The sequence below is a fragment of the Serratia sp. FDAARGOS_506 genome (genome assembly GCF_003812745.1).
In the GTDB taxonomy this organism is placed as follows: Bacteria; Pseudomonadota; Gammaproteobacteria; order Enterobacterales; family Enterobacteriaceae; genus Serratia.
The window spans coordinates 2,663,228-2,686,743 of record NZ_CP033831.1; the positions used below are offsets into that span (position 1 = coordinate 2,663,228).

Below are 23,516 nucleotides of genomic sequence, written 5' to 3' on the forward strand. Positions count from 1 at the left end.
CGGCCTGTGCGCCGGCTGAATCCTTTTACCGCGCTATTTCCTTATTTTCCTTATGGTTGCGTTCTATTGACAGCCGGGGCCGCGTCACGCATAACTGGTGTGTTTTTCATCGCGATAATAATAAGGAGAATAAGGGTGCAACAAGCACGTTATTACCTGTTGGGTGAAAGAGCGGTAGTGCTTGAACTGTCGCCGCCGGTGACCTTACCGAGCCAGCAGCGCATCTGGGCGCTGGCGGAAAAGCTGAATCACCACCCCGACGTGCGGGAAGTGGTGCCGGGGATGAATAACCTGACGCTGTTGCTGCATACGCCGCAGGCCGACGCCGAAGCGATGCTCGCGTTGCTGCAGCAAGGTTGGGAAAGCAAAGAGAGCCTGACGCCGGAATCGCGCCAGGTGGATATTCCGGTGGTCTACGGCGGGGAGCAAGGCCCCGATCTGGATGAAGTGGCGCGCCATACCGGCATGACGCCGCGGCAGGTGGTGGAATGCCACGCGGCGGCGGCCTACGTAGTCTATTTCCTCGGCTTTCAGCCGGGTTTCTCCTATTTGGGCGGCATGCCGGAACAACTGGCGACGCCGCGCCGAGCCGAACCGCGTCTGGCGGTGGCGGCCGGCTCCGTCGGCATCGGCGGCGGCCAGACCGGCATCTATCCGCTGGTGACGCCCGGTGGCTGGCAGCTGATCGGCCGCACGCCGCTGGCGCTGTTCAATCCGCATGAAATGCCGCCGACGCTGCTGCGCCCGGGCGATAACGTGCGCTTCGTGCCGCAGAAGGAGGGCGTATGCTGATTATTCTGCGTGCCGGCATCTATACCACGGTGCAGGATTTGGGCCGCGAGGGATTCCGCCGTCTGGGCATCAGCACCGGCGGGGCGCTGGATCAACCGGCGTTGAAGATCGCCAACCTGCTGGTGGGCAATGCGCCGGAGGCCGCCGGGCTGGAGATCACCCTCGGCCAGTTCAGCGCCGAGTTTACCCGCCCTGGCTGGATTGCCCTGACCGGCGCCGGCTGCGACGCGCAGTTGGACGGCAAGCCGCTGTGGACCGGCTGGCGCTACCCGGTGAAAAAGGGGCAGCGGCTGGCGCTGGGCACGCCGAAACGCGGCATGCGCAGCTACCTGGCGATCTCGGGCGGCATTGCCGTGCCGGAAATGCTGGGCTCGTGCAGCACCGACATGAAAGCCGCCTTTGGCGGCCACGAAGGCCGTAACCTGAAGGACGGCGATCGGCTGCCGCTGGGCAAATCCGCCGCGCTGCCGCAACACCGCTGCGGCGTGAAGCAGCTTCTGTTCACCAACCGCATCCGCGCGCTGCCGGGGCCGGAGTACGCTGAATTCAGCGAAGAGGCGCAGGACACGTTCTGGCGCACCGCCTGGCAGCTCAGTCCGCAGAGCAACCGCATGGGCTACCGCCTGCACGGCGGCACGCCGCTGGAGCGCACCACCGACCGCGAGATGCTGTCGCACGGCCTGCTGCCCGGCGTGGTGCAGGTGCCGCACAACGGCCAGCCGATCGTGCTGATGGCCGATGCGCAAACCACCGGCGGTTACCCGCGTATCGCCTGCGTGATCGAGGCCGATCTCTACCACTTGGCGCAGATCCGTCTCGGCGAACCGATCCACTTCGTTCTCTGCTCACTGACGGAGGCGCAGCGCGCCAAAGCCGAGCAGGATCTCTTCCTTCGACAGATTGCCTGGGGGTTACATGATCGTTGATTTGAACGCCGATCTCGGCGAAGGCTGCGCCAACGACCAGGCGCTGCTGCAATTGGTGAGTTCGGCCAACATCGCCTGTGGCTTCCACGCCGGCGATGCACAGACCATGCGTCAATCGGTGCGCTGGGCATTGCAGTACGGCGTGGCGATCGGCGCTCACCCGAGTTTTCCCGATCGGGAAAATTTCGGCCGCACCCGCATGCAGCTGCCGCCGGAAACGGTGTACGCGCAGGTGGTGTATCAGCTCGGGGCGCTGGCGGCCATCGCCCGCGCCGAGGGTGGGGTGATGGTGCACGTTAAGCCGCACGGCATGCTGTACAACCAGGCGGCGGTTGAGCCGGCGCTGGCGGAAGCGATCGCCCGAGCGGTGCAGGCGGTCGATCCGGCGCTGCGGCTGGTGGGGCTGGCCGGCAGCGAGCTGATTCGCGCCGGGGAAAAACTCGGTCTGACTACCCGGCAGGAGGTGTTCGCCGATCGCGGCTATCAGGCCGATGGCACGCTGGTGCCGCGCGGTTTGCCGGGGGCGCTGATCGAAGATGACGAACAGGCGCTGGCGCAAACCCTGGAGATGGTGCGCCATCACCGGGTGCGCAGCGTGGATGGCGTCTGGACCGCCGTTCAGGCAGAAACCGTCTGCCTGCATGGGGACGGTGAGCATGCGCTGGCGTATGCGCGCAAGCTGCGGGACAGTTTTGTTCAGCAGGGCATCCGCGTCAGCGCGGAGCAGTAAAGCAAGACACAACATCACAAGCAAAAAACTATTAGAAAATATCGAGGGAAGACTATGGAACAGGCCGTGAATCTCTGGCCACTGATCGGCATCGCCGCCATCGTGGTCGGGTTTGTATTGCGTTGCAACCCGGTGCTGGTGGTGATCGCCGCCGGCATCATCACCGGTTTGGCGGCGCTGATGCCGCTGGACGTCATTCTGGAAAAGCTCGGTGAGGGCTTTCTCAACACCCGTAACCTGCCGCTGATCCTGCTGCTGCCGCTGGCGGTGATCGGCCTGCTGGAACGCCACGGCCTGAAAGAGCGGGCGCAGGCGTGGATCGCCAAGATCAAAAGCGCCACCGCCGGCCGTTTGCTGATCGTCTATCTGTTCGTGCGTGAGATTACCGCGGCGATGGGGCTGACCAGCCTGGGCGGGCATCCGCAGATGGTGCGGCCGCTGTTGGCACCGATGGCGGAAGGGGCGACGGAAAACCGCTACGGCGAGTTGCCGGAGCGCACGCGTCACCGCCTGCGCGCCATGTCGGCCGCGACCGACAACGTCGGGCTGTTCTTCGGCGAAGATATCTTCGTGGCCTTCGGTGCGATCATCTTCATGCACAACTTTATGCTGGAGTCCGGCGGCATTCAGACCGAGCCGCTGCATATCGCGCTGTGGGGCATTCCGACCGCCATTTTCGCTTTCCTGATCCACGCGTTCCGGCTGTATCGAATGGATAAACAGCTGAGCGCCGAACTGGCGCAGCTGAATCAGGCGGCGCTGCAGGCGAAGGGGGGAGCACGATGAACTTCCAGCAACAATACCTTTATTGGCTGGCCGGTGCGGTGCTGCTGATCGTGGCGGTGATGTCCTTCCGCGATCGTGCCAACCCGCGCCGCATCACTACCGGGTTGTTTTGGGGGCTGTACGGCCTGGTGTTCCTGGTCGGCGACTGGACTTACCGCCTGCTGGGCGACGTGCTGGGCGAGGGCAGCAACGAAAAACGCATGCTGCATATCATCGTTGGCGGGGTAGTGGTGGTGATGGCCCTGATTGCCGGCTTCGGCGGCGTGCGCCTCGGCAGCTATCACCAGCGGACGCCGCAGGAGCGCGAAGCCAGCGCCAAACGTTTGGGCAACAAGCTGTTTATCCCCGCGCTGGCGATCCCGGTGGTGACGGTGATCGGCGTGCTGCTGTTCAACAACGTGCCGGCGTTGCAAACTGCGGTGTTCGGCAGCGGCAACCATGCGACGCTGATTACCCTGTTCTCGATGACCGTCGGCTGCCTGATTGGCTTGGCGATCGCGGTGAAAATGACCCACGAGAAGGCGCTGCAGCCGGTGCAGGAAGCGCGGCGCTTGCTGGATTCGATCGGCTGGGCGTTTATTTTGCCGCAGATCCTCGCCACGCTGGGGCTGCTGTTTACCGTCGCCGGTGTCGGCACCGCGATTTCGCATTTGACCCAGGAGTATCTGGCGGTCGATAACCGCTTTATCGCCGTGGCGGTCTACGCTATCGGTATGGCGGTGCTGACCATGGTGATGGGTAACGCCTTCGCCGCTTTCCCGATCGTCACCGCCGGCATCGGCATTCCGATCCTGGTGTTGCAGCACGGCGGCAACCCGGCGGTGATGGCGGCGATCGGCATGTTCTCCGGCTATTGCGGCACCCTGATGACGCCGATGGCGGCGAACTTCAACATCGTGCCGGCGGCGCTGCTGGAGCTGCCGGACAAGAATGCGGTGATCAAGGCGCAGGTGCCGACCGGCGTGCTGCTGCTGTTGGTTAACGTGTTCCTGCTGTATTTCCTGATGTTCCTGTAGGAGTAAGGATGCAAAAAGTATTGATTACCGGCTTCGAGCCGTTTGGCGGCGAGCGCCTCAATCCCTCCTGGGAAGTGGTGAAGCAGCTCAATGATATGGAGCTGGTCGGCACGCGCATCGTGGCGCGCCAGCTGCCGTGCGTGTTCGGCGCGGCGTTGGACGCGCTCAATGCGGCGATCGACGAAGTGCAGCCGGTGATGGTGCTGGCTATCGGCCAGGCCGGCGGCCGCACCGACATCACGATTGAACGGGTGGCGATCAACGTCGACGATGCGCGTATCCCCGACAATCAGGGGCAGCAACCGGTGGACGAGCCGATCGTCGCCGGTGGCCCGGCGGCCTATTTCAGCACCCTGCCGATCAAAGCGATGGTCAGTTCGATGCGCGAGGCCGGCATTCCGGCCACCGTTTCGCAGACCGCCGGCACCTACGTGTGCAACCATGTGATGTATGGGCTGCTGCACCGGTTGAGCGGCCAGCGCGAGGTGAAGGGCGGGTTTATCCATATCCCGTATCTGCCTGAGCAGGCGGCGGCACACCCCGGTGCGCCGAGCATGGCGGCCTCGACGGTGCTGTTTGCATTGGAGCTGGCCGTTTCCATCGCTTTGCAGGTGGAGCACGATCTGAAGGTGGTGGGCGGCGCCACGCATTAATCATGTCATCCCCGGCGTAGCGCGCTGCGCCGGGTCACTGCAAGGAGTGATCTATGCCGGAAGGACCGGAGATTCGCCGGGCGGCGGACAAACTGGCGGCGGCGGTGATCGACCAGCCGCTGACCGCCGTCGATTTCGCTTTTCCCCAGCTGAAACACTACCGTCAGCGTCTGCTCGGCGAGCGCATCGTCGCCATCGAGCCGCGCGGCAAGGCGCTGCTGACCCATTTTTCCAATGGGTTGACGATGTACAGCCATAACCAGCTGTACGGCGTGTGGAAAGTGGCGGCGGCCGGGGAAACGCCGGAGACCAGGCGCGATCTGCGGGTGCGGCTGGAAACCGCCAGCAACGCGATATTGCTCTACAGCGCTTCAGACATTACCGTCGGGCCGCGCGAGGAAATAGAGCAACACCCGTTTTTGCAACGCATCGGCCCCGACGTGTTGGACATGTCGTTGACGGTAGACGATGTGGCGAAGCGGTTGCTGACGCCGCGTTTTCGCCGCAGGCAATTGGGGGGCATGCTGCTCGATCAGGCGTTTCTTGCCGGATTAGGCAATTATCTGCGCGCCGAAATCCTGTGGCAGGCTGAACTGGCGCCGCAGCACAAACCGCAGGACCTGACGCCAGAAGCGCTGCGCCGCTTGGCGAAGGCGTTGCTGGCTGTGCCGCGTCTTTCTTACCAAACGCGCGGGCAGGCAGATGACAACCGGCATCACGGCGCGCTGTTTCGCTTCAAGGTATTTCATCGCAGTGGCGAGCCCTGTGAGCGCTGCGGTGGGATGATCGTGCGTACCGAACTGTCGTCGCGGCCGTTTTATTGGTGCCCGGGCTGCCAGAAATAAGCAAAAAAAACGCCGCCCGAAGGGGCGGCGCTGTGCGGTTTCAGCCGGGAAAGCGGCTTACTTGGTTTTCAGCTGGGATTTGAAATCACGCTCGGCATAGCCGGTGTACAGCTGACGCGGACGGGCAATTTTGATGCCTTCGTCGTGCATTTCGTTCCAGTGGGCGATCCAGCCGATGGTACGCGCGATGGCGAAGATCACGGTGAACATGGAAGAAGGAATGCCCATCGCCTTCAAGATGATGCCGGAGTAGAAGTCGACGTTCGGGTACAGTTTCTTCTCGATGAAGTACGGGTCGTTCAGCGCGATGTGTTCCAGCTCCATCGCCACCTGCAGCAGGTTGTCGTCCTTCTTGTTCAGCTCTTTCAGCACTTCGTGACAGGTTTCACGCATCACGGTAGCACGCGGATCGTAGTTCTTGTAAACGCGGTGGCCGAAGCCCATCAGGCGGAAGGAGTCGTTCTTGTCCTTGGCACGCTTGATGAATTCCGGAATGTGGTCGACGGTCTTGATCTCTTCCAGCATTTTCAGCGCCGCTTCGTTGGCGCCGCCGTGCGCCGGTCCCCACAGGGAGGCGATGCCGGCCGCGATGCAGGCGAACGGGTTGGCACCGGAAGAGCCGGCGGTGCGCACGGTAGAGGTAGAGGCGTTCTGCTCATGGTCGGCGTGCAGGATCAGGATGCGATCCATGGCACGTTCCAGCACCGGGTTCACCACATACTCTTCGCACGGGGTGGCGAACATCATGTGCAGGAAGTTGCCGGCGTAGGACAGATCGTTGCGCGGGTAAACGAACGGCTGGCCCAGGGAATATTTGTAGCACATCGCCGCCACGGTCGGCATTTTGGACAGCAGGCGGAACGCGGTGATTTCACGGTGACGCTCGTTGTTGACGTCGAGCGCATCATGGTAGAACGCCGCCAGCGCGCCGGTCACGCCGCACAGTACCGCCATCGGGTGCGAGTCGCGACGGAAGCCACGGAACAGATGGGTGATCTGGTCGTGGATCATGGTGTGGCGGGTGACGGTGGTTTTGAAGGTTTCGAATTCTTCCGGCGTTGGGGTCTCGCCGTACAGCAGGATGTAGCACACTTCCAGATAGGAAGATTCTTTCGCCAGCTGCTCGATAGGGAAGCCGCGGTGCAGCAGCACGCCTTTGTCGCCGTCGATGAAGGTAATCTTGGATTCGCAAGAAGCGGTGGAGGTAAAGCCGGGATCAAATGTGAAATAACCTTTGGAACCCAGAGCGCGGACATCGAGGACATCGGGGCCCAGTGTCGGTGTCAATACGCCCAGTTCGATCGGAGCTTCGCTGTCGTTAATGATTAGCGTCGCTTTCTTATCAGTCATTTACTGTCTCCTTAGCGCCTTATTTTAAAAACCACTAACAACTGAAATACCTTAAATCTCTGCAGGTTGCCCGCAAAAAAATGGTGCGGACGCTAACTCTGTGAGCGACTGCGCAACTGTGCGCGGGTAGGGTACAGAGTGCTGACCAGGCGAACGAGACGGGTGACCAGTTGTTAACGATTCATAGTAATTCGTTATAGTCTGTTAATCTTACCTATGAGCTGTTCGAAGAGATGTGAACCTATCCCAATAATCTGTTTTTATTTGCTTTATTTGCTTTTTGACGCCGGCAAAATCGAGCGGGAAACAACGGCTATTGGGATAGGTTCGTCAAATACACTGTTGCATAACTCGAACCCGGGGGGAAGTGTATCTGCTGACCCATAGCGCATCATAGGACCGTTTGTGCCCCTATATGTAATGGAAATGTTGATCTCTTGTCAAATCAGATAATTAATTTTGCACTAATTGTGAAATCCGTGATCTGAATCACTGTTCGGGGGAAATGTTATCAAAGCGGTTGTATGAGAATTGTAATCAGAATGTGATCCTCCTATACTGCCGCCAGGTCTCCGGATTACCCTGAAGTAGGAGCACCCAGCGTTATAAATGCGCGCCGTTTGAGCACAGAGGATGTTGATGTTTGAGCGCGTGACGTGTAAGGGTTTTAGGCTCTTAACGCTGTCTGATCCCCGCCCAGGCCCGGAGGAAGGAAAATAATAAGAGCTGTGTGGGCAAATACGTGAAAAAACAACGACCTGTCAACTTGGATCTGCAAACGATCCGGTTCCCCGTAACTGCGATAGCGTCTATCTTACACCGAGTCTCTGGCGTAATTACCTTCGTTGCCGTGGGTATCCTCCTCTGGCTGCTGGGCCTGTCACTCTCTTCCCAAGAGGGATTCCTGCAGGCGGCCGCCATCATGAATAGCTTCATCGTCAAATTCATATTCTGGGGCATCCTCACTGCGCTGGCCTATCACATTTGCGGTGGCATCCGTCACTTGTTAATGGATTTTGGCTACATCGAAGAGAGTTTGGCCGCCGGTACCCGTTCCGCCCAGGTGGCGATCGGTCTGACCGTCGTGCTGTCAGTTCTGGCTGGAGTCCTCGTATGGTAAACAACGTTTCTGCATTAGGGCGCAACGGCGTGCACGATTGGCTGCTGCTGCGCGCTTCCGCTATCATCATCACCCTGTACGTCTTGTATATCCTGGGCTTCTTCGTCACGGCTCCGGAACTCACTTATGACATCTGGCGCGGTTTCTTCGCCACTTCCATTACGAAAGTGTTCACTCTGCTGACCTTGCTGTCGATTCTGGTACACGCCTGGATCGGGCTGTGGCAGGTGCTGACGGACTACGTCAAGCCACTGGCGGTTCGCCTGGTGTTGCAGCTGGCTGTCGTGGTCGCGTTGCTGGTCTATTTACTGTACGGAACAATCGTAGTGTGGGGTGCTTAAATGAAACTGCCAGTCAGAGAGTTTGATGCCGTCGTAATCGGCGCCGGCGGTGCGGGCATGCGTGCCGCGCTGCAAATTTCCCAAGCGGGCTCGACCTGTGCCCTGCTGTCCAAAGTTTTCCCGACCCGTTCCCATACCGTGTCCGCACAGGGCGGCATCACCGTCGCGCTGGGCAACAGCCACGAGGACAACTGGGAATGGCATATGTACGATACGGTGAAAGGTTCCGACTATATCGGTGACCAGGACGCCATCGAATATATGTGTAAAACCGGCCCGGAAGCGATTCTGGAACTGGAACACATGGGCCTGCCGTTCTCTCGTCTGGACGACGGCCGCATCTATCAGCGCCCGTTCGGCGGCCAGTCGCTGAACTTCGGCGGCGAGCAGGCGGCGCGTACCGCGGCCGCAGCCGACCGTACCGGCCATGCGCTGCTGCACACCCTGTACCAACAGAACCTGAAAAACCACACCACCATCTTCTCCGAGTGGTATGCGCTTGATCTGGTGAAAAACCAGGACGGCGCGGTGGTCGGCACCACGGCTATCTGCATCGAAACCGGTGAAGTGGTTTATTTCAAAGCCAAGGCCACCGTGCTGGCGACCGGCGGCGCAGGCCGTATTTACCAGTCCACTACCAACGCCCACATCAACACCGGTGACGGTGTCGGCATGGCGCTGCGCGCCGGCGTGCCGGTGCAGGACATGGAAATGTGGCAGTTCCACCCGACCGGCATCGCCGGCGCGGGCGTGCTGGTGACCGAAGGCTGCCGCGGCGAAGGCGGTTACCTGCTGAACAAACACGGCGAGCGCTTCATGGAGCGTTATGCGCCGAACGCCAAAGATCTGGCGGGTCGCGACGTGGTTGCCCGTTCGATCATGATCGAAATCCGCGAAGGCCGCGGCTGTGACGGTCCTTGGGGCCCACACGCCAAGCTGAAGCTGGATCACCTGGGTAAAGAGGTGCTGGAATCCCGCCTGCCGGGCATTCTGGAACTGTCGCGCACCTTCGCGCACGTCGATCCGGTGAAAGAGCCGATCCCGGTTATCCCGACCTGTCACTATATGATGGGCGGTATTCCGACCAAGGTGACCGGCCAGGCGTTGACCGTGAACGAGAAAGGCGAAGACGTGGTGATCCCGGGGCTGTTCGCCGTGGGCGAAATCGCCTGCGTATCGGTGCACGGCGCCAACCGCTTGGGCGGCAACTCGCTGCTCGACCTGGTGGTGTTCGGCCGTTCTGCCGGCATGCACCTGCAGGAATCGCTGGAAGAGCAGGGCGTGAGCCGTGACGCCAGTGACTCCGACGTGGAAGCCTCGCTGGACCGCCTGAACCGTTGGAACAACACCCGTTCCGGCGAAGACCCTGTCGAGATTCGCAAAGCGCTGCAGTCTTGCATGCAGCACAACTTCTCGGTGTTCCGCGAAGGCGATGCGATGGCCAAGGGCCTGGAAGAACTGAAAGTGATCCGTGAACGTCTGAAGAACGCACGCCTGGACGATACCTCCAGCGAGTTCAACACCCAGCGCATCGAGTGCCTGGAGTTGGATAACCTGATGGAGACCGCGTATTCCACCGCCGTGTCGGCCAACTTCCGTACCGAGAGCCGTGGCGCACACAGCCGATTCGACTACCCGGAACGCGATGATGCCAACTGGCTGTGCCATTCGCTGTATCTGCCGCAATCGGAAAGCATGACGCGTCGTGAAGTGAACATGCAACCGAAGCTGCGCCCGGCATTCCCGCCGAAAGTGCGTTCTTACTAATTGCGGAGATCGACAGATGAAACTCGAATTTTCCATTTATCGCTACAACCCGGATGTCGATGACGCACCGCACATGCAGGATTACACCCTGGAAGCGGAAGAAGGTCGCGACATGATGCTGCTGGATGCGTTGATCCAGCTGAAAGAAAAAGATCCGACCCTGTCGTTCCGTCGCTCATGCCGCGAAGGCGTCTGCGGTTCCGATGGCCTGAACATGAACGGTAAAAACGGCCTGGCGTGCATCACCCCGATTTCTTCGCTGCGCAAAGGCAACGGCAAGATCGTGATCCGTCCGCTGCCGGGCCTGCCGGTGGTGCGCGATCTGGTGGTGGATATGGGCCAGTTCTATACCCAGTATGAAAAGATCAAGCCATACCTGCTGAACGACGGCAAGAACCCGCCGGCGCGCGAGCACCTGCAGTCGCCGGAGCAGCGCGCCAAGCTGGACGGCCTGTACGAGTGCATTCTGTGCGCCTGCTGCTCGACCTCTTGCCCATCGTTCTGGTGGAACCCGGACAAGTTCATCGGGCCTGCCGGTCTGTTGGCGGCGTATCGCTTCCTGATCGACAGCCGTGACACGGAAACGCAAGAACGTTTAGATGATCTGGACGACGCTTTTAGTGTTTTCCGCTGCCATAGCATTATGAATTGTGTCAGTGTATGTCCTAAAGGCTTGAACCCGACGCGTGCTATCGGGCATATCAAGTCCATGCTGCTGCAACGCGGCGCATAAACGGAATGAGATGCTGCGCCGGGCTCTTTTCCGGCGCACATCCCATAGGGGAGGGAACCTCTAAAAACTGACCCGCGGCTGCGGCGCTATGCAGCCTGGTTCTTCCGCCGGTTTTTAGAGGTTCCTTGTAAGGGACCGCAAGGTCCATAACAGAACGTATCGGGCCGTCATGGCCGCAAGTACGTCGAGTGAACCGTTTTACGGCAAACCGTATTCATCACGGTAATTATGTTAACCACGGCGAAAACTAAAGCTTCAAAGCTTAAGGGATCATGATGCAGAACGGCGCAATGAAGGCCTGGCTGGATTCCTCCTATCTGGCGGGCGCGAACCAGTCTTACATAGAGCAGCTCTATGAAGACTTCTTAACCGATCCGGGTTCCGTTGAAGATAGCTGGCGTTCCATTTTTCAACAGCTACCAACCGCGGGTGTCAAACCCGATCAGCTTCACTCTCAAACGCGCGATTACTTCCGCCGCCTGGCGAAAGACTCCGCGCGCTATAACACCACCATCACCGATCCGGAAACCGACGCCAAACAGGTCAAGGTACTGCAGCTGATCAACGCCTTCCGCTTCCGCGGGCATCAGCATGCCAACCTCGACCCGCTCGGCCTGTGGCAGCGCGAGCAAGTTCCTGACCTTGATCCCGCTTACCACAACCTGACCGAAGCCGATTTCCAGGAAACCTTCAACGTGGGCTCTTTCGCCATCGGCAAAGAAACCATGAAGCTGGGCGATCTGTACGCCGCGCTGAAGCAGACCTACTGCGGGTCGATCGGCGCTGAGTACATGCACATCACCAACACCGAAGAGAAACGCTGGATCCAGCAGCGCATTGAGTCGGTGGTGGGGCGCGCCAGCTTTACCGCCGACGAAAAACGCCGTTTCCTGAACGAGCTGACCGCGGCGGAAGGCCTGGAACGTTACCTGGGCGCCAAATTCCCGGGCGCTAAACGCTTCTCGCTGGAAGGCGGCGACGCGCTGGTGCCGATGCTGAAAGAAATGGTGCGCCACGCCGGTAAGAACGGTACGCGCGAAGTGGTGTTGGGCATGGCCCACCGCGGCCGTCTGAACGTGTTGATCAACGTGCTGGGCAAAAAGCCGGCCGATCTGTTCGACGAATTCGCCGGCAAGCATAAAGAACACCTCGGCACCGGTGACGTGAAATATCACCAGGGCTTCTCTTCCGACGTGGAAACCGAAGGCGGCATGGTTCACCTGGCGCTGGCGTTCAACCCGTCGCACCTGGAGATCGTCAGCCCGGTGGTCATGGGCTCGGTACGCGCTCGTCGCGATCGTCTGGACGAAGCGCGCAGCAACATGGTGCTGCCGATCACCATCCACGGTGACGCGGCCATCACCGGCCAGGGCGTGGTTCAGGAAACCCTGAACATGTCTCAGGCTCGCGGCTACGAAGTGGGCGGCACCGTGCGCATCGTCATCAACAACCAGGTTGGTTTCACCACCTCCAACCCGCAGGATGCGCGTTCTACCGAATATTGCACCGACATCGCCAAAATGGTTCAGGCGCCGATCTTCCACGTTAATGCGGACGATCCGGAGGCCGTGGCCTTTGTCACCCGCCTGGCGTTGGATTTCCGTAACACCTTTAAGCGTGACGTGATGATCGATCTGGTCTGCTACCGCCGCCATGGGCACAACGAGGCCGATGAGCCGAGCGCTACCCAGCCGGTGATGTATCAGAAGATCAAGAAACACCCTACGCCGCGCAAAATCTACGCTGACGTTCTGACCGAGCAGAAAGTGGCCAGCCTGGAAGATGCCACGGAAATGGTCAACCTGTACCGCGACGCGCTTGATCGCGGTGATTGCGTGGTTGAAGAGTGGCGTCCGATGAACCTGCACTCCTTCACCTGGTCGCCGTACCTGAACCACGAGTGGGACGAAGAGTACCCGAGCAAGGTTGAGATGAAGCGCCTGCAGGAGCTGGGCCGCCGCATCAGCACCGTGCCGGAAGCGATCGAAATGCAGTCGCGCGTGGCGAAAATCTACGCGGACCGCGCCGAGATGGCCGCGGGCAACAAGCCGTTCGACTGGGGCGCCGCCGAAACGCTGGCCTACGCCACCATGGCGGATGAAGGCATTCCAATCCGCATCTCCGGCGAAGACGCCGGCCGCGGCACCTTCTTCCACCGTCACGCGGTCGTGCACAACCAGAAAAATGGTTCGGTCTACGTTCCGCTGGCGAATATCCACAGCGGCCAGGGTGAATTCAAGGTCTGGGACTCCGTGCTGTCCGAAGAAGCGGTGCTGGCGTTCGAATACGGCTACGCTACGGCGGAACCGCGCACGCTGACCATCTGGGAAGCGCAGTTCGGTGACTTCGCCAACGGCGCTCAGGTCGTTATCGACCAGTTCATCAGCTCCGGTGAGCAAAAATGGGGCCGTATGTGCGGCCTGGTGATGCTGCTGCCGCACGGCTATGAAGGCCAGGGTCCTGAGCACTCTTCCGCGCGTCTGGAACGCTATCTGCAGCTGTGCGCAGAGCAGAACATGCAGGTGTGCGTCCCGTCCACGCCGGCGCAGGTTTACCATATGCTGCGTCGTCAGGCGCTGCGCGGTATGCGCCGTCCGCTGGTGGTGATGTCGCCGAAGTCGCTGCTGCGTCACCCGCTGGCGATTTCTTCGCTGGACGAACTGGCCAACGGTACCTTCCTGCCTGCGATCGGCGAGATCGACGACTTGGATCCGAAAGCGGTCAAGCGCGTCGTGCTGTGCTCCGGCAAGGTCTACTACGACCTGCTGGAACAGCGTCGCAAGAACGAGCAGAAAGACGTGGCCATCGTGCGTATCGAGCAGCTGTATCCGTTCCCGCATCAGGCCGTGCAGGCCGTGCTGGAGCAATACTCGCACGTGCATGATTTCGTCTGGTGTCAGGAAGAGCCGCTGAACCAGGGCGCCTGGTACTGCAGCCAACACAACTTCCGTGAAGTGGTGCCGTTCGGGGCTTCTTTACGTTACGCAGGACGTCCGGCTTCCGCTTCTCCGGCGGTGGGCTATATGTCCGTACACCAGAAGCAGCAGCAGGCTCTGGTGAACGACGCGCTGAATATTGACTAATGTTCGCTCGCTTGCCGGCCGAGGGGCCGGCAAGCAGATGATAAAAAACTTAAGGGAAAGCTAAATGAGTAGCGTAGATATTCTGGTTCCTGACCTTCCTGAATCGGTTGCCGATGCGACCGTAGCCACCTGGCACAAAAAACCGGGCGACAGTGTGCAGCGTGATGAAGTCCTGGTTGAAATCGAAACCGACAAAGTAGTGTTGGAAGTGCCGGCCAGTGAAGCGGGTATTCTCGATGCTATCGTGGAAGAAGAGGGCGCGACCGTGCTGTCTCGCCAGCTGCTCGGCCGCATCCGTCCGGGCGACAGCTCCGGCAAGCCGACCGCTGAGAAGAGCCAGGAGAAAGAGGCCACGCCTGCACAGCGCGCTACCGCGAGCCTGGAAGAAGAAAGCAATGACGCGCTCAGCCCGGCGATTCGCCGCCTGATTGCCGAGCACGATCTCGATGCCGGCGCCATCAAAGGCACCGGCGTGGGTGGCCGCATCACGCGTGAAGACGTGGAAGCGCACCTGGCCAAAGGTGGCGCTGCTGCCAAACCGGCCGCTGCCGCTGAAGCCGCACCGCAGCCAGCTCTGGCCGGCCGCTCCGAAAAACGCGTGCCGATGACCCGCCTGCGCAAACGCGTCGCTGAGCGTCTGCTGGAAGCGAAGAACAGCACCGCGATGCTGACCACCTTCAACGAAATCAACATGCAGCCGATCATGGACCTGCGCAAGCAGTACGGCGAAGCCTTCGAGAAGCGCCACGGCGTGCGTCTGGGCTTCATGTCCTTCTACATCAAGGCGGTGGTTGAAGCGCTGAAGCGCTTCCCGGAAGTGAACGCGTCGATCGACGGTTCCGACGTGGTTTACCACAACTACTTCGACATCAGCATCGCGGTTTCTACCCCGCGCGGCCTGGTGACGCCGGTACTGCGTGATGTGGACGCCATGAGCATGGCTGACATCGAGAAGAAAATCAAAGAGCTGGCCGTTAAGGGCCGCGACGGCAAACTGACCGTTGAAGAGCTGACTGGCGGTAACTTCACCATTACCAACGGCGGCGTATTCGGCTCGCTGATGTCCACCCCGATCATCAACCCACCGCAGAGCGCCATCCTGGGCATGCACGCCATCAAAGATCGCCCAATGGCGGTCAATGGTCAGGTGGTGATCCAGCCGATGATGTATCTGGCGCTGTCTTATGACCACCGCCTGATCGACGGTAAAGAATCCGTCGGTTATCTGGTGACGGTCAAAGAGATGCTGGAAGATCCGGCTCGTCTGCTGCTGGACGTCTAGTAACCCTTGCCGGGCGCGGCATGCCGCGCCCGCACTCTGTGCTATGTGGCCGGAAAACCATGCGGTTTACCGCGTAATAATGGTCCGGCTAAAAACCTTCAGAACTGAATGGATAGAACATCATGAATTTACACGAATATCAGGCAAAACAGCTGTTTGCTCGGTATGGCATGCCGGCACCAACCGGTTACGCCTGTACCACTCCGCGTGAAGCAGAAGAAGCCGCATCCAAAATCGGCTCCGGCCCGTGGGTGGTGAAATGTCAGGTTCATGCTGGCGGCCGCGGTAAAGCGGGCGGCGTTAAAGTCGTCAACAGCAAAGAAGATATCCGTGCTTTCGCGGAAGCCTGGTTGGGCAAGCGTCTGGTGACTTACCAGACTGACGCGCTGGGCCAGCCGGTTAACCAGATCCTGGTTGAAGCGGCGACCGACATCGATAAGGAACTGTATCTGGGCGCCGTCGTAGACCGCGCGACCCGTCGTATCGTGTTCATGGCGTCTACCGAAGGCGGCGTGGAAATCGAGAAAGTGGCGGAAGAAACCCCTGAACTGATCCACAAAATGACCATCGATCCGCTGGCGGGCCCACAGCCTTATCAGGGCCGTGAGCTGGCCTTCAAACTGGGCCTGACCGGTAAGCAAGTCAGCCAGTTCGCCAAGATCTTCATGGGCCTGGCGACGCTGTTCCTGGAGCGCGATCTGGCGATGGTTGAGATCAACCCGCTGGTGATCACCAAGCAGGGCGATCTGGTATGCCTGGACGGCAAACTGGGCGCCGACGGCAACGCCCTGTTCCGCCAGCCGGAACTGCGTGAAATGCGTGACCCTTCCCAGGAAGACGAGCGCGAATCCCGTGCGGCTCAGTGGGAACTGAACTACGTTGCCCTCGACGGTAACATCGGCTGCATGGTTAACGGCGCCGGTCTGGCGATGGGTACCATGGACATCGTTAAACTGCACGGCGGCGAACCGGCCAACTTCCTGGACGTTGGCGGCGGCGCGACCAAAGAGCGCGTGACCGAAGCGTTCAAAATCATCCTGTCTGACGACAAGGTGAAAGCAGTTCTGGTTAACATCTTCGGTGGTATCGTACGTTGCGATCTGATCGCCGACGGCATCATCGGCGCAGTGGCCGAAGTGGGCGTTAACGTCCCGGTGGTGGTGCGCTTGGAAGGGAACAACGCCGAACTGGGCGCCAAGAAACTGGCGGACAGCGGCCTGAATATCATTGCTGCGACCAGCCTGACTGATGCGGCTCAGCAAGTTGTTGCAGCAGTGGAGGGTAAATAATGTCCATTTTAATCGATAAGAACACCAAAGTAATTTGCCAGGGCTTCACCGGTAGCCAGGGGACTTTCCACTCCGAACAAGCTATCGCTTACGGCACCAAAATGGTTGGCGGCGTCACCCCGGGCAAAGGCGGCACTCAGCACCTGGGTCTGCCGGTGTTCAACACCGTGCGCGAAGCGGTTGAAGCGACTGGCGCTACCGCCTCCGTCATCTACGTTCCAGCACCGTTCTGCAAAGACTCCATTCTGGAAGCGATCGATGCCGGTATCAAACTGATCATCACCATCACCGAAGGCATCCCGACCCTGGACATGCTGACCGTGAAAGTGAAGCTGGACGAAGCCGGCGTGCGCATGATCGGGCCGAACTGCCCAGGCGTGATCACCCCAGGCGAGTGCAAAATCGGCATCATGCCTGGCCACATCCACCTGCCGGGCAAAGTGGGCATCGTTTCCCGCTCCGGTACCCTGACCTATGAAGCGGTGAAACAAACTACCGATGCCGGTCTGGGCCAGTCCACCTGCGTGGGTATCGGCGGCGACCCGATCCCGGGCTCCAACTTCATCGATATCCTGAAGATGTTCCAGCAGGATCCGCAGACCGAAGCGATCGTGATGATCGGCGAGATCGGCGGCAGCGCTGAAGAAGAAGCGGCAGCTTACATCAAAGAACACGTTACCAAACCGGTTGTCGGCTACATCGCCGGCGTGACCGCGCCGAAAGGCAAGCGTATGGGCCACGCGGGCGCCATCATCGCAGGCGGCAAAGGCACGGCGGACGAGAAGTTCGCTGCGCTGGAAGCAGCCGGCGTGAAAACCGTTCGCAGCCTGGCGGACATCGGCGACGCGGTAAAAGCGGTGCTGAAGCGCTAAGAATTTAGTACGAAATAACAATATCTCGACATGTTTGGCCACCCATTGGGTGGCCTTTTTTATGGGGCGAAGATCAGAAGTCGTTGAGCGCCTTGATCAATACGATCCGATCCTGCAGGCGACGCTGTTGCACCGGATCCCTAGCGGCTTGGCGCTGTTGCTCCAGCGAGGTGAGGGCGGTGCGATAATCGTCGGTGTTGCGGAACAGCGCGTCTTTGACGTTGATCGATGCGACGTTGGTGTAGCGGCCGTCGTCGGTGGTCGGCACCTGGATAGCGCCCTCATTGAGCAGCCGTTTGACGATCGCCCGCTGCGGTTCGTAACCTTCCATGCCGATCAGCTTCCAGCGCTGCGGTGGCACGCCCTGATAGTGGCCGTGTTTGACCTCCGTCAGGTAGCGAAGAGTCAGGTGGCGAATGGTGCCTTCTTCTTCACCGTATTGCGCTTTGCTGTCGAACAGCACCGGGAAGGATTGCCCCTCCAGCGCGCCACCCTGTTGCGTCAGGTGGCCCATGCGATAACTGTTCATGCCCAGACGGATCGGCATATCGTCGGTGACCGGCGTGCCGTCAGCCAGGCGCAGATCGACGATGCGCGAGCCGGCGGGTTGGCGCAGGTCGATGGTGTAAGTGACGCCGTCGAAGAAATCGTTGGTGGAATATTTGGACGAACGTCGCGCCGGGTTAAAGCTGTAGGTGACATCGCCCGGCTGCAGCTGATTGAAGTAGCCGGCGGACCACTCCATGTAGCGTTTAAGCGCTTTGCCGTTGAGCTGATACACGGTGATCTCGCCGCCGGCGTATTGATAGTTAAAGGCAATATCCTTGGCCTTGATGTCGCCAACGTCCAGCTTGGCGCGATCGTTGTCGATCTGCAGGGCGATCACCTGCGCCAGCGGCGCATAGTGGCGGGCGGCCTGCTGGAACAGCGCGCTGATGCCGGTATCCTGCACGTGCACCTGAGGAATGCCGCGGAATTCGTCGGCGGGCACCAGATCGCTGCCGCTCAGCTTCGCCACGACCCGGTTGGCGTTGGCGCGCAAAATGTCATGGTACGGCCGGTAGAGCGCTTGCATGGCGCTGTCCGGCGCCAGCTCTTTGATCGGATAGGTGTAGCTGTTTTTGTCAATCAGCGTGAATTTGCCGTCGCGGCGTTCAAACTGAAGATCGATACGCGACAGCGCGCGGCCGTATTTATCCGGCTCGGTGATGATGACACCGTTAACCACCGCTTTGTCGATCTTCACATGCATGTGCCCCGCGACGATCGCCGCCAGCTCCGGGTTGGCGTTGGCGATGTCGGCCACGCCGGTGCCGGGGCGCTGGTTTTCGTTGTCGATGCCCATATGCGCCACCAGCACGATGGCGTCGACCTGGCCGTCGATTTGCCTGATGACCTGTTTCACCGCCTGCACCGGATCGGTGAAATTCAGTCCTTTGATGCGGTCGGTGCCCTTGGCGAATTCGGCGGTCATCGGCGTGTCCATGCCGATAATGCCAATTTTCACGCCCTGGCGTTCGACGATGGTGTAGGCGGGCAGATAGGGTTTACCGTTGTCCCAAACGATATTACCCGCCAACGCCGCGCCTTTGAACTGCTTGAGCGGGGTGGCCAGCACCGGCAGGCCGAAGTCGAACTCGTGGTTGCCCATCACCCAGACATCGTAATTGAGCGCGTTGAGGCCCAGCATCATCGGGCTGACGGCCTCATGTTTGAAGGTTTCGACAAAGTTGCCCTGAATGGTGTCGCCGGCGTCCACCAGGATTAGGTTGGGCTGCTCGGCCCGTACCTTTTTGACCTGAGTGGCTATCTGGCTCAGGCTGCCCGCCAGATTTTCCGTGTCGCTGGCGTAGTCCCAGGGCACGAAGGTGCCGTGCAGATCGGAGGTGCCCAGCAGGGTGATATTAACCGTTTCGGCGGCCATGACGTTTCCCGAGAGTCCCAAAACAGAGGCAAAGATGATTTTTTTCATAAGTTATTGTCACTCAATGCAATTTTAACATAAGTGGTCATTTTGCTACAAAATAGCAACCTTTACGATCCCATCGCGAGAAATAGACTAATATTGGAGAGAGATTTGTTGTTTTGTGACTGCTATCACTGTCACGGCTTATTGGAAATAAAAGGTTAATTATGTCGCATAATAAGCGCGTAATAATACAATGGCGGCTCTTTTAAATTACATTTATTTAACACAAAAATATCATTAAAAAACAATTAAACCATTGCGCAACATACCCCTAAGAAAATTATGCGAAATGTGCTGATGAATATGGAAATAAGATGCGGATAGGCTTAAATTGTCTCAGATCAAATTAGCCCGAAGTACCTCTTTCGGCTAAGATTTGACCTGTAACCAAAAGTCTAACCCACGTCACGTAAAAACCTATTTATTGTGTGGGATTGGGCGAGTATCATCCATGTTGTGATTATGGATGGTTGATCTTGTTGCATTTGTTACCCGTTGTCGGTTTTCAGTGGCGTGCTTGTCGGCGGCCCGAGGGGCTATTGGCCGAGTGTGCGGTTGAAAGCGGAGAAGCTGGATCAAATTTGTTGTGTTTAAGGGCATTCACTGCGGGGCGTTACTGGCGGCTTTGAAAGAAGCGTGCCGATAACCGCGTGTCGGAGTCTTCCTGCGAGGAGCAAGGAGTCAAGATGTTTGATATTGTCGAACTGTCGCGCTTACAGTTTGCTTTAACGGCGATGTACCATTTCTTATTTGTCCCATTAACGCTCGGTATGGCGTTCTTGCTGGCAATTATGGAAACGGTATATGTCCTGTCTGGCAAACAAATCTATAAAGACATGACCAAATTCTGGGGAAAGTTATTTGCGATTAACTTTGCTCTGGGTGTGGCCACCGGTTTGACCATGGAGTTCCAGTTCGGGACTAACTGGTCGTATTTCTCTCACTACGTCGGCGATATCTTCGGGGCCCCACTGGCTATCGAAGGTCTGATGGCGTTCTTCCTTGAATCGACGCTGGTCGGCCTGTTCTTCTTCGGCTGGGATCGTCTGAGCAAGGTGCAGCACATGGCGGTAACCTGGTTCGTGGCCCTCGGCTCCAACCTGTCCGCACTGTGGATCCTGGTCGCCAACGGCTGGATGCAGAACCCGATCGCTTCGGATTTCAACTTCGAAACCATGCGCATGGAGATGGTCAGCTTCTCCGAGCTGGTGCTTAACCCGGTTGCGCAGGTGAAATTCGTTCACACCGTGGCTGCGGGCTACACCACCGGCGCCATGTTCGTGCTGGGCATCAGCGCTTACTACCTGCTGAAAGGCCGCGACATCGCTTTCGCCAAACGCTCCTTTGCCATCGCCGCCAGCTTCGGTATGGCTGCGGTGCTGTCCGTGATCGTGCTGGGTGACGAATCCGGCTACGAAATGGGCGACGTACAGAAAACCAAACTGGCCGCCATCGAAGCGGAGTGGGACACCCAGCCGGCGCCGGCATCCTTCACCCTGTTCGGCATTCCCGATCAGGACAAGATGGAAAACTCCTTCTCTATTCAGATCCCGTATGCGCTTGGCCTGATCGCCACCCGCTCCACGGACACTCAGGTTACCGGCCTGAAAGATCTGCTGGCGCAGCATGAAGTGCGCATCCGCAACGGCATGAAAGCCTACCAGCTGCTGGAAGAGCTGCGCGGCGGCAATACCGATCCTGCGGTGCGTGCGGAATTCAATAAAACCAAGCAAGACCTGGGCTACGGCATGCTGCTGAAGCGCTATACCCCGAACGTCAGCGACGCGACGGAAGCGCAGATCCAGCAGGCGACCAAGGACTCTATCCCACGCGTGGCACCGCTGTACTTCGCCTTCCGCATCATGGTGGCCTGTGGCGTGCTGATGCTGCTGATTATCGGCCTGTCCTTCCTGAGCGTGGTGCGCGGTCGCATCGGCCAGAAAAAATGGCTGTTGCGTGCGGCGCTGTATGGCCTGCCGCTGCCGTGGATCGCGGTGGAAGCCGGCTGGTTCGTAGCAGAATACGGCCGTCAACCGTGGGCGATTGGTGAGGTGCTGCCGACCGCAGTCGCCAACTCTTCGCTGACCGCGGGCGACATTCTGTTCTCGATGGGGCTGATTTGCGGCTTGTACACCCTGTTCCTGGTGGCTGAAATGTACCTGATGTTCAAGTTTGCGCGTCTGGGTCCAAGCAGCCTGAAAACCGGCCGCTACCACTTTGAACAACCGACTGCCGCCGTGCAGGAAGCGCGCTAAACAGGAGTCCACGTATGTTTGACTATGAAGTACTGCGATTTATCTGGTGGGTGCTGGTTGGCGTGTTGCTGATCGGCTTCGCCGTCACCGACGGTTTCGACATGGGCGTCGGCATCCTGGTGCGCATCATCGGTAAAACCGATACCGAGCGCCGGGTGATGATTAACTCCATCGCCCCGCATTGGGACGGTAACCAGGTGTGGCTGATCACCGCCGGCGGCGCGTTGTTCGCCGCCTGGCCGATGGTGTACGCAGCGGCCTTCTCCGGCTTCTACGTCGCCATGATCCTGGTGCTGGCCGCCTTGTTCTTCCGCCCGGTCGGTTTTGACTACCGTTCCAAGCTGGAGAGCAGCCGCTGGCGCAACATGTGGGACTGGGGCATCTTCATCGGTTCCTTCGTGCCTGCGTTGGTGTTCGGCGTGGCGTTCGGCAACCTGCTGCAGGGCGTGCCGTTCCATGTGGACGAGTACCTGCGCCTGTTCTACACCGGCAACTTCTTCCAATTGCTGAATCCGTTCGGTCTGTTGGCTGGCGTAGTCAGTCTGACCATGCTGGTCACGCAGGGCGCGACCTACCTGCAGATGCGTACCACCGGCGAGATCCACCTGCGGTCACGCGCCGCGGCGCAAATTGCAACGCTGATCATGGCGGTGTGCTTCCTGCTGGCGGGCGTGTGGCTTGTTAAAGGCATCGATGGCTACGTGATCACTTCGGCGCTGGATACCATGGCGGAATCCAACCCGCTGCGCAAAGAAGTGGCGCATCAGGCCGGCGCATGGCTGATCAACTTCAACAAGTATCCGCTGCTGTGGGCATTGCCTGCGCTGGGCGTGGTGCTGCCGTTGTTCACCATCCTGTTCTCGCGTCTGGAGAAAGGCGCGCTGGCGTTCGTCACCTCGTCGCTGACCATCGCCTGCGTCATCCTCACTGCCGGGGTCACCATGTTCCCGTTCGTGATGCCGTCCAGCACCGTGCCTAACGTCAGTCTGACCATGTGGGACGCGACCTCGAGCCTGTTGACGCTGAAAGTGATGACCGTCGTGGCGGCGATCTTCGTACCTATCGTTTTGGCGTACACCAGCTGGTCGTACTACAAAATGTTCGGTCGTCTCGACAAGAACTACATCGAAAACAACAAGCATTCGCTGTACTAAGGATAAGGAGCTAAACCATGTGGTATTTTGCCTGGATTCTCGGAACGCTTCTTGCCTGCGCCTTCGGCATCATCACGGCGCTGGCGCTTGAGCAGAGCGAAGCGACCAAAGCTCAACAAGACGGTAAGTGATGAGCTCTTCCGTGATTGACAAGCTGTACGCTGTCACTGACAAGGGCCCGATCCGGGCCCTTTCCCTGGTGCTGGCGTTGATTTTGGCGGGGTGCGTGTTCTGGGATCCGACGCGTTTCGCCGCCAAAACCAGCTCGTTGGAGATTTGGGAAGGACTGTTACTGATTTGGGCGGTGTGCGCCGGGGTGATCCACGGTTTTGGATTCCGCCCGCAGCGCAGCGTCTGGCGCGCTTTTTTCGCGCCACTTCCCGCAATTGTGATCCTGTGCGCAGGATTACTTTACGTTTCTTTATAATCTCCCCGATGTCCCCACGTTATGGGCCCTCACGGCCCATAATTATTTTCATTCCCATCTTGTAACCCATTCCCAACCCGATCCGTCTTGCGTATAGTAGCAGCGTTAAATTGCATTGCTGGGAAG

General features: G+C 59.2%; 21 protein-coding genes. 19 read left to right on the top strand and 2 right to left on the bottom strand.

From position 1 onward, the window contains the following. Positions 1-135: 135 nt before the first annotated feature. The 7 genes from pxpB to nei are packed head-to-tail and all read left to right on the top strand — an operon-like array spanning position 136 to position 5,748. Complete coding sequence (gene pxpB, locus EGY12_RS12925) at positions 136-792, top strand: 5-oxoprolinase subunit PxpB (protein WP_004939909.1); 657 nt, start codon at positions 136-138, stop codon at positions 790-792. Continuing rightward, complete coding sequence (pxpC, locus tag EGY12_RS12930; protein WP_123893968.1) at positions 786-1,718, top strand: 5-oxoprolinase subunit PxpC; 933 nt, start codon at positions 786-788, stop codon at positions 1,716-1,718. Before pxpB ends, pxpC begins: the two co-directional genes overlap by 7 nt. Beyond that, positions 1,708-2,448: a 5-oxoprolinase subunit PxpA gene (gene pxpA / locus EGY12_RS12935; protein ID WP_033655166.1), complete on the top strand. Its 741-nt coding sequence runs from the start codon at positions 1,708-1,710 to the stop codon at positions 2,446-2,448. Before pxpC ends, pxpA begins: the two co-directional genes overlap by 11 nt. A gap of 54 nt (positions 2,449-2,502) precedes the next feature. Further along, entirely contained in the window at positions 2,503-3,234 is a 732-nt protein-coding gene (locus EGY12_RS12940; protein ID WP_123893970.1) for a DUF969 domain-containing protein, read from the top strand. Next, positions 3,231-4,250 (top strand): DUF979 domain-containing protein, encoded by a 1,020-nt coding sequence (locus EGY12_RS12945; RefSeq protein WP_038877526.1) that lies wholly within the window; start codon positions 3,231-3,233, stop codon positions 4,248-4,250. Before EGY12_RS12940 ends, EGY12_RS12945 begins: the two co-directional genes overlap by 4 nt. A gap of 8 nt (positions 4,251-4,258) precedes the next feature. Beyond that, positions 4,259-4,903 carry a pyroglutamyl-peptidase I gene (gene pcp, locus EGY12_RS12950; RefSeq protein ID WP_123893972.1) on the top strand — a complete coding sequence of 215 codons (645 nt, stop codon included), beginning with the start codon at positions 4,259-4,261 and terminating at the stop codon, positions 4,901-4,903. Between the two features lie 53 nt (positions 4,904-4,956). Further along, positions 4,957-5,748 carry an endonuclease VIII gene (nei, locus tag EGY12_RS12955; protein ID WP_123893974.1) on the top strand — a complete coding sequence of 264 codons (792 nt, stop codon included), beginning with the start codon at positions 4,957-4,959 and terminating at the stop codon, positions 5,746-5,748. 57 nt (positions 5,749-5,805) lie between these two features. Here the strand turns inward: nei and EGY12_RS12960 are convergent, their stop codons facing one another. Continuing rightward, the gene (locus EGY12_RS12960; protein WP_123893976.1) at positions 5,806-7,098 is read right to left on the bottom strand and encodes a citrate synthase; all 1,293 of its coding nucleotides are present in this window, start codon (positions 7,096-7,098) and stop codon (positions 5,806-5,808) included. Between the two features lie 730 nt (positions 7,099-7,828). On the opposite strand from EGY12_RS12960, the gene sdhC reads away from it, so the two are divergent. The 8 genes from sdhC (at position 7,829) to sucD (ending at position 17,585) form a co-directional block, all read left to right on the top strand. Then, a complete protein-coding gene (sdhC, locus tag EGY12_RS12965) occupies positions 7,829-8,218 on the top strand; it encodes a succinate dehydrogenase cytochrome b556 subunit (protein ID WP_004939893.1) in 390 nt (129 codons plus the stop codon). Beyond that, positions 8,212-8,559 (top strand): succinate dehydrogenase membrane anchor subunit, encoded by a 348-nt coding sequence (gene sdhD, locus EGY12_RS12970; protein ID WP_004939891.1) that lies wholly within the window; start codon positions 8,212-8,214, stop codon positions 8,557-8,559. Before sdhC ends, sdhD begins: the two co-directional genes overlap by 7 nt. Next, positions 8,560-10,326 (top strand): succinate dehydrogenase flavoprotein subunit, encoded by a 1,767-nt coding sequence (sdhA, locus tag EGY12_RS12975; RefSeq protein WP_015376974.1) that lies wholly within the window; start codon positions 8,560-8,562, stop codon positions 10,324-10,326. A gap of 16 nt (positions 10,327-10,342) precedes the next feature. Continuing rightward, positions 10,343-11,059, top strand: a complete 717-nt coding sequence (locus EGY12_RS12980; RefSeq protein WP_004939885.1) for a succinate dehydrogenase iron-sulfur subunit — start codon at positions 10,343-10,345, stop codon at positions 11,057-11,059. 275 nt (positions 11,060-11,334) lie between these two features. Further along, on the top strand, positions 11,335-14,142 hold the full coding sequence (gene sucA, locus EGY12_RS12985; protein WP_123893978.1) for a 2-oxoglutarate dehydrogenase E1 component: 2,808 nt from the start codon (positions 11,335-11,337) through the stop codon (positions 14,140-14,142). 64 nt (positions 14,143-14,206) lie between these two features. Further along, positions 14,207-15,424, top strand: a complete 1,218-nt coding sequence (odhB, locus tag EGY12_RS12990; RefSeq protein WP_033637469.1) for a 2-oxoglutarate dehydrogenase complex dihydrolipoyllysine-residue succinyltransferase — start codon at positions 14,207-14,209, stop codon at positions 15,422-15,424. A 122-nt stretch (positions 15,425-15,546) separates the two neighbouring features. After that, a complete protein-coding gene (gene sucC, locus EGY12_RS12995; protein WP_015376978.1) occupies positions 15,547-16,713 on the top strand; it encodes an ADP-forming succinate--CoA ligase subunit beta in 1,167 nt (388 codons plus the stop codon). Then, positions 16,713-17,585, top strand: a complete 873-nt coding sequence (sucD, locus tag EGY12_RS13000) for a succinate--CoA ligase subunit alpha (protein ID WP_004939878.1) — start codon at positions 16,713-16,715, stop codon at positions 17,583-17,585. Before sucC ends, sucD begins: the two co-directional genes overlap by 1 nt. Positions 17,586-17,658: 73 nt before the next feature. On the opposite strand, the gene EGY12_RS13005 is transcribed toward sucD, so the two are convergent. Further along, the gene (locus EGY12_RS13005; RefSeq protein WP_123893980.1) at positions 17,659-19,557 is read right to left on the bottom strand and encodes a bifunctional UDP-sugar hydrolase/5'-nucleotidase; all 1,899 of its coding nucleotides are present in this window, start codon (positions 19,555-19,557) and stop codon (positions 17,659-17,661) included. Between the two features lie 683 nt (positions 19,558-20,240). Here EGY12_RS13005 and cydA point away from each other — a divergent pair. Genes cydA through ybgE form a run of 4 tightly spaced genes read left to right on the top strand, consistent with a single transcriptional unit; the run spans position 20,241 to position 23,390 of the window. After that, on the top strand, positions 20,241-21,809 hold the full coding sequence (cydA, locus tag EGY12_RS13010; protein ID WP_004939873.1) for a cytochrome ubiquinol oxidase subunit I: 1,569 nt from the start codon (positions 20,241-20,243) through the stop codon (positions 21,807-21,809). A 14-nt stretch (positions 21,810-21,823) separates the two neighbouring features. Beyond that, positions 21,824-22,963 (top strand): cytochrome d ubiquinol oxidase subunit II, encoded by a 1,140-nt coding sequence (gene cydB, locus EGY12_RS13015; protein ID WP_015376980.1) that lies wholly within the window; start codon positions 21,824-21,826, stop codon positions 22,961-22,963. A gap of 17 nt (positions 22,964-22,980) precedes the next feature. Then, entirely contained in the window at positions 22,981-23,094 is a 114-nt protein-coding gene (gene cydX, locus EGY12_RS13020; protein ID WP_004939868.1) for a cytochrome bd-I oxidase subunit CydX, read from the top strand. Beyond that, positions 23,094-23,390, top strand: coding sequence for a cyd operon protein YbgE (ybgE, locus tag EGY12_RS13025; protein WP_019454032.1), 297 nt, complete (start codon positions 23,094-23,096; stop codon positions 23,388-23,390). Before cydX ends, ybgE begins: the two co-directional genes overlap by 1 nt. Positions 23,391-23,516: the final 126 nt, after the last annotated feature.

What these genes read in the sequence shown, in the direction of transcription:
- pxpC (WP_123893968.1), top strand. Translation starts at nt 786, where the DNA reads ATGCTGATTATTCTGCGTGCCGGCATCTATACCACGGTGCAGGATTTG.
- pxpA (WP_033655166.1), top strand. Translation starts at nt 1,708, where the DNA reads ATGATCGTTGATTTGAACGCCGATCTCGGCGAAGGCTGCGCCAACGAC.
- EGY12_RS12940 (WP_123893970.1), top strand. Translation starts at nt 2,503, where the DNA reads ATGGAACAGGCCGTGAATCTCTGGCCACTGATCGGCATCGCCGCCATC.
- EGY12_RS12945 (WP_038877526.1), top strand. Translation starts at nt 3,231, where the DNA reads ATGAACTTCCAGCAACAATACCTTTATTGGCTGGCCGGTGCGGTGCTG.
- pcp (WP_123893972.1), top strand. Translation starts at nt 4,259, where the DNA reads ATGCAAAAAGTATTGATTACCGGCTTCGAGCCGTTTGGCGGCGAGCGC.
- nei (WP_123893974.1), top strand. Translation starts at nt 4,957, where the DNA reads ATGCCGGAAGGACCGGAGATTCGCCGGGCGGCGGACAAACTGGCGGCG.
- EGY12_RS12960 (WP_123893976.1), bottom strand. Translation starts at nt 7,098, where the DNA reads ATGACTGATAAGAAAGCGACGCTAATCATTAACGACAGCGAAGCTCCG.
- sdhD (WP_004939891.1), top strand. Translation starts at nt 8,212, where the DNA reads ATGGTAAACAACGTTTCTGCATTAGGGCGCAACGGCGTGCACGATTGG.
- sdhA (WP_015376974.1), top strand. Translation starts at nt 8,560, where the DNA reads ATGAAACTGCCAGTCAGAGAGTTTGATGCCGTCGTAATCGGCGCCGGC.
- EGY12_RS12980 (WP_004939885.1), top strand. Translation starts at nt 10,343, where the DNA reads ATGAAACTCGAATTTTCCATTTATCGCTACAACCCGGATGTCGATGAC.
- sucA (WP_123893978.1), top strand. Translation starts at nt 11,335, where the DNA reads ATGCAGAACGGCGCAATGAAGGCCTGGCTGGATTCCTCCTATCTGGCG.
- odhB (WP_033637469.1), top strand. Translation starts at nt 14,207, where the DNA reads ATGAGTAGCGTAGATATTCTGGTTCCTGACCTTCCTGAATCGGTTGCC.
- sucC (WP_015376978.1), top strand. Translation starts at nt 15,547, where the DNA reads ATGAATTTACACGAATATCAGGCAAAACAGCTGTTTGCTCGGTATGGC.
- sucD (WP_004939878.1), top strand. Translation starts at nt 16,713, where the DNA reads ATGTCCATTTTAATCGATAAGAACACCAAAGTAATTTGCCAGGGCTTC.
- EGY12_RS13005 (WP_123893980.1), bottom strand. Translation starts at nt 19,557, where the DNA reads ATGAAAAAAATCATCTTTGCCTCTGTTTTGGGACTCTCGGGAAACGTC.
- cydA (WP_004939873.1), top strand. Translation starts at nt 20,241, where the DNA reads ATGTTTGATATTGTCGAACTGTCGCGCTTACAGTTTGCTTTAACGGCG.
- cydB (WP_015376980.1), top strand. Translation starts at nt 21,824, where the DNA reads ATGTTTGACTATGAAGTACTGCGATTTATCTGGTGGGTGCTGGTTGGC.
- cydX (WP_004939868.1), top strand. Translation starts at nt 22,981, where the DNA reads ATGTGGTATTTTGCCTGGATTCTCGGAACGCTTCTTGCCTGCGCCTTC.
- ybgE (WP_019454032.1), top strand. Translation starts at nt 23,094, where the DNA reads ATGAGCTCTTCCGTGATTGACAAGCTGTACGCTGTCACTGACAAGGGC.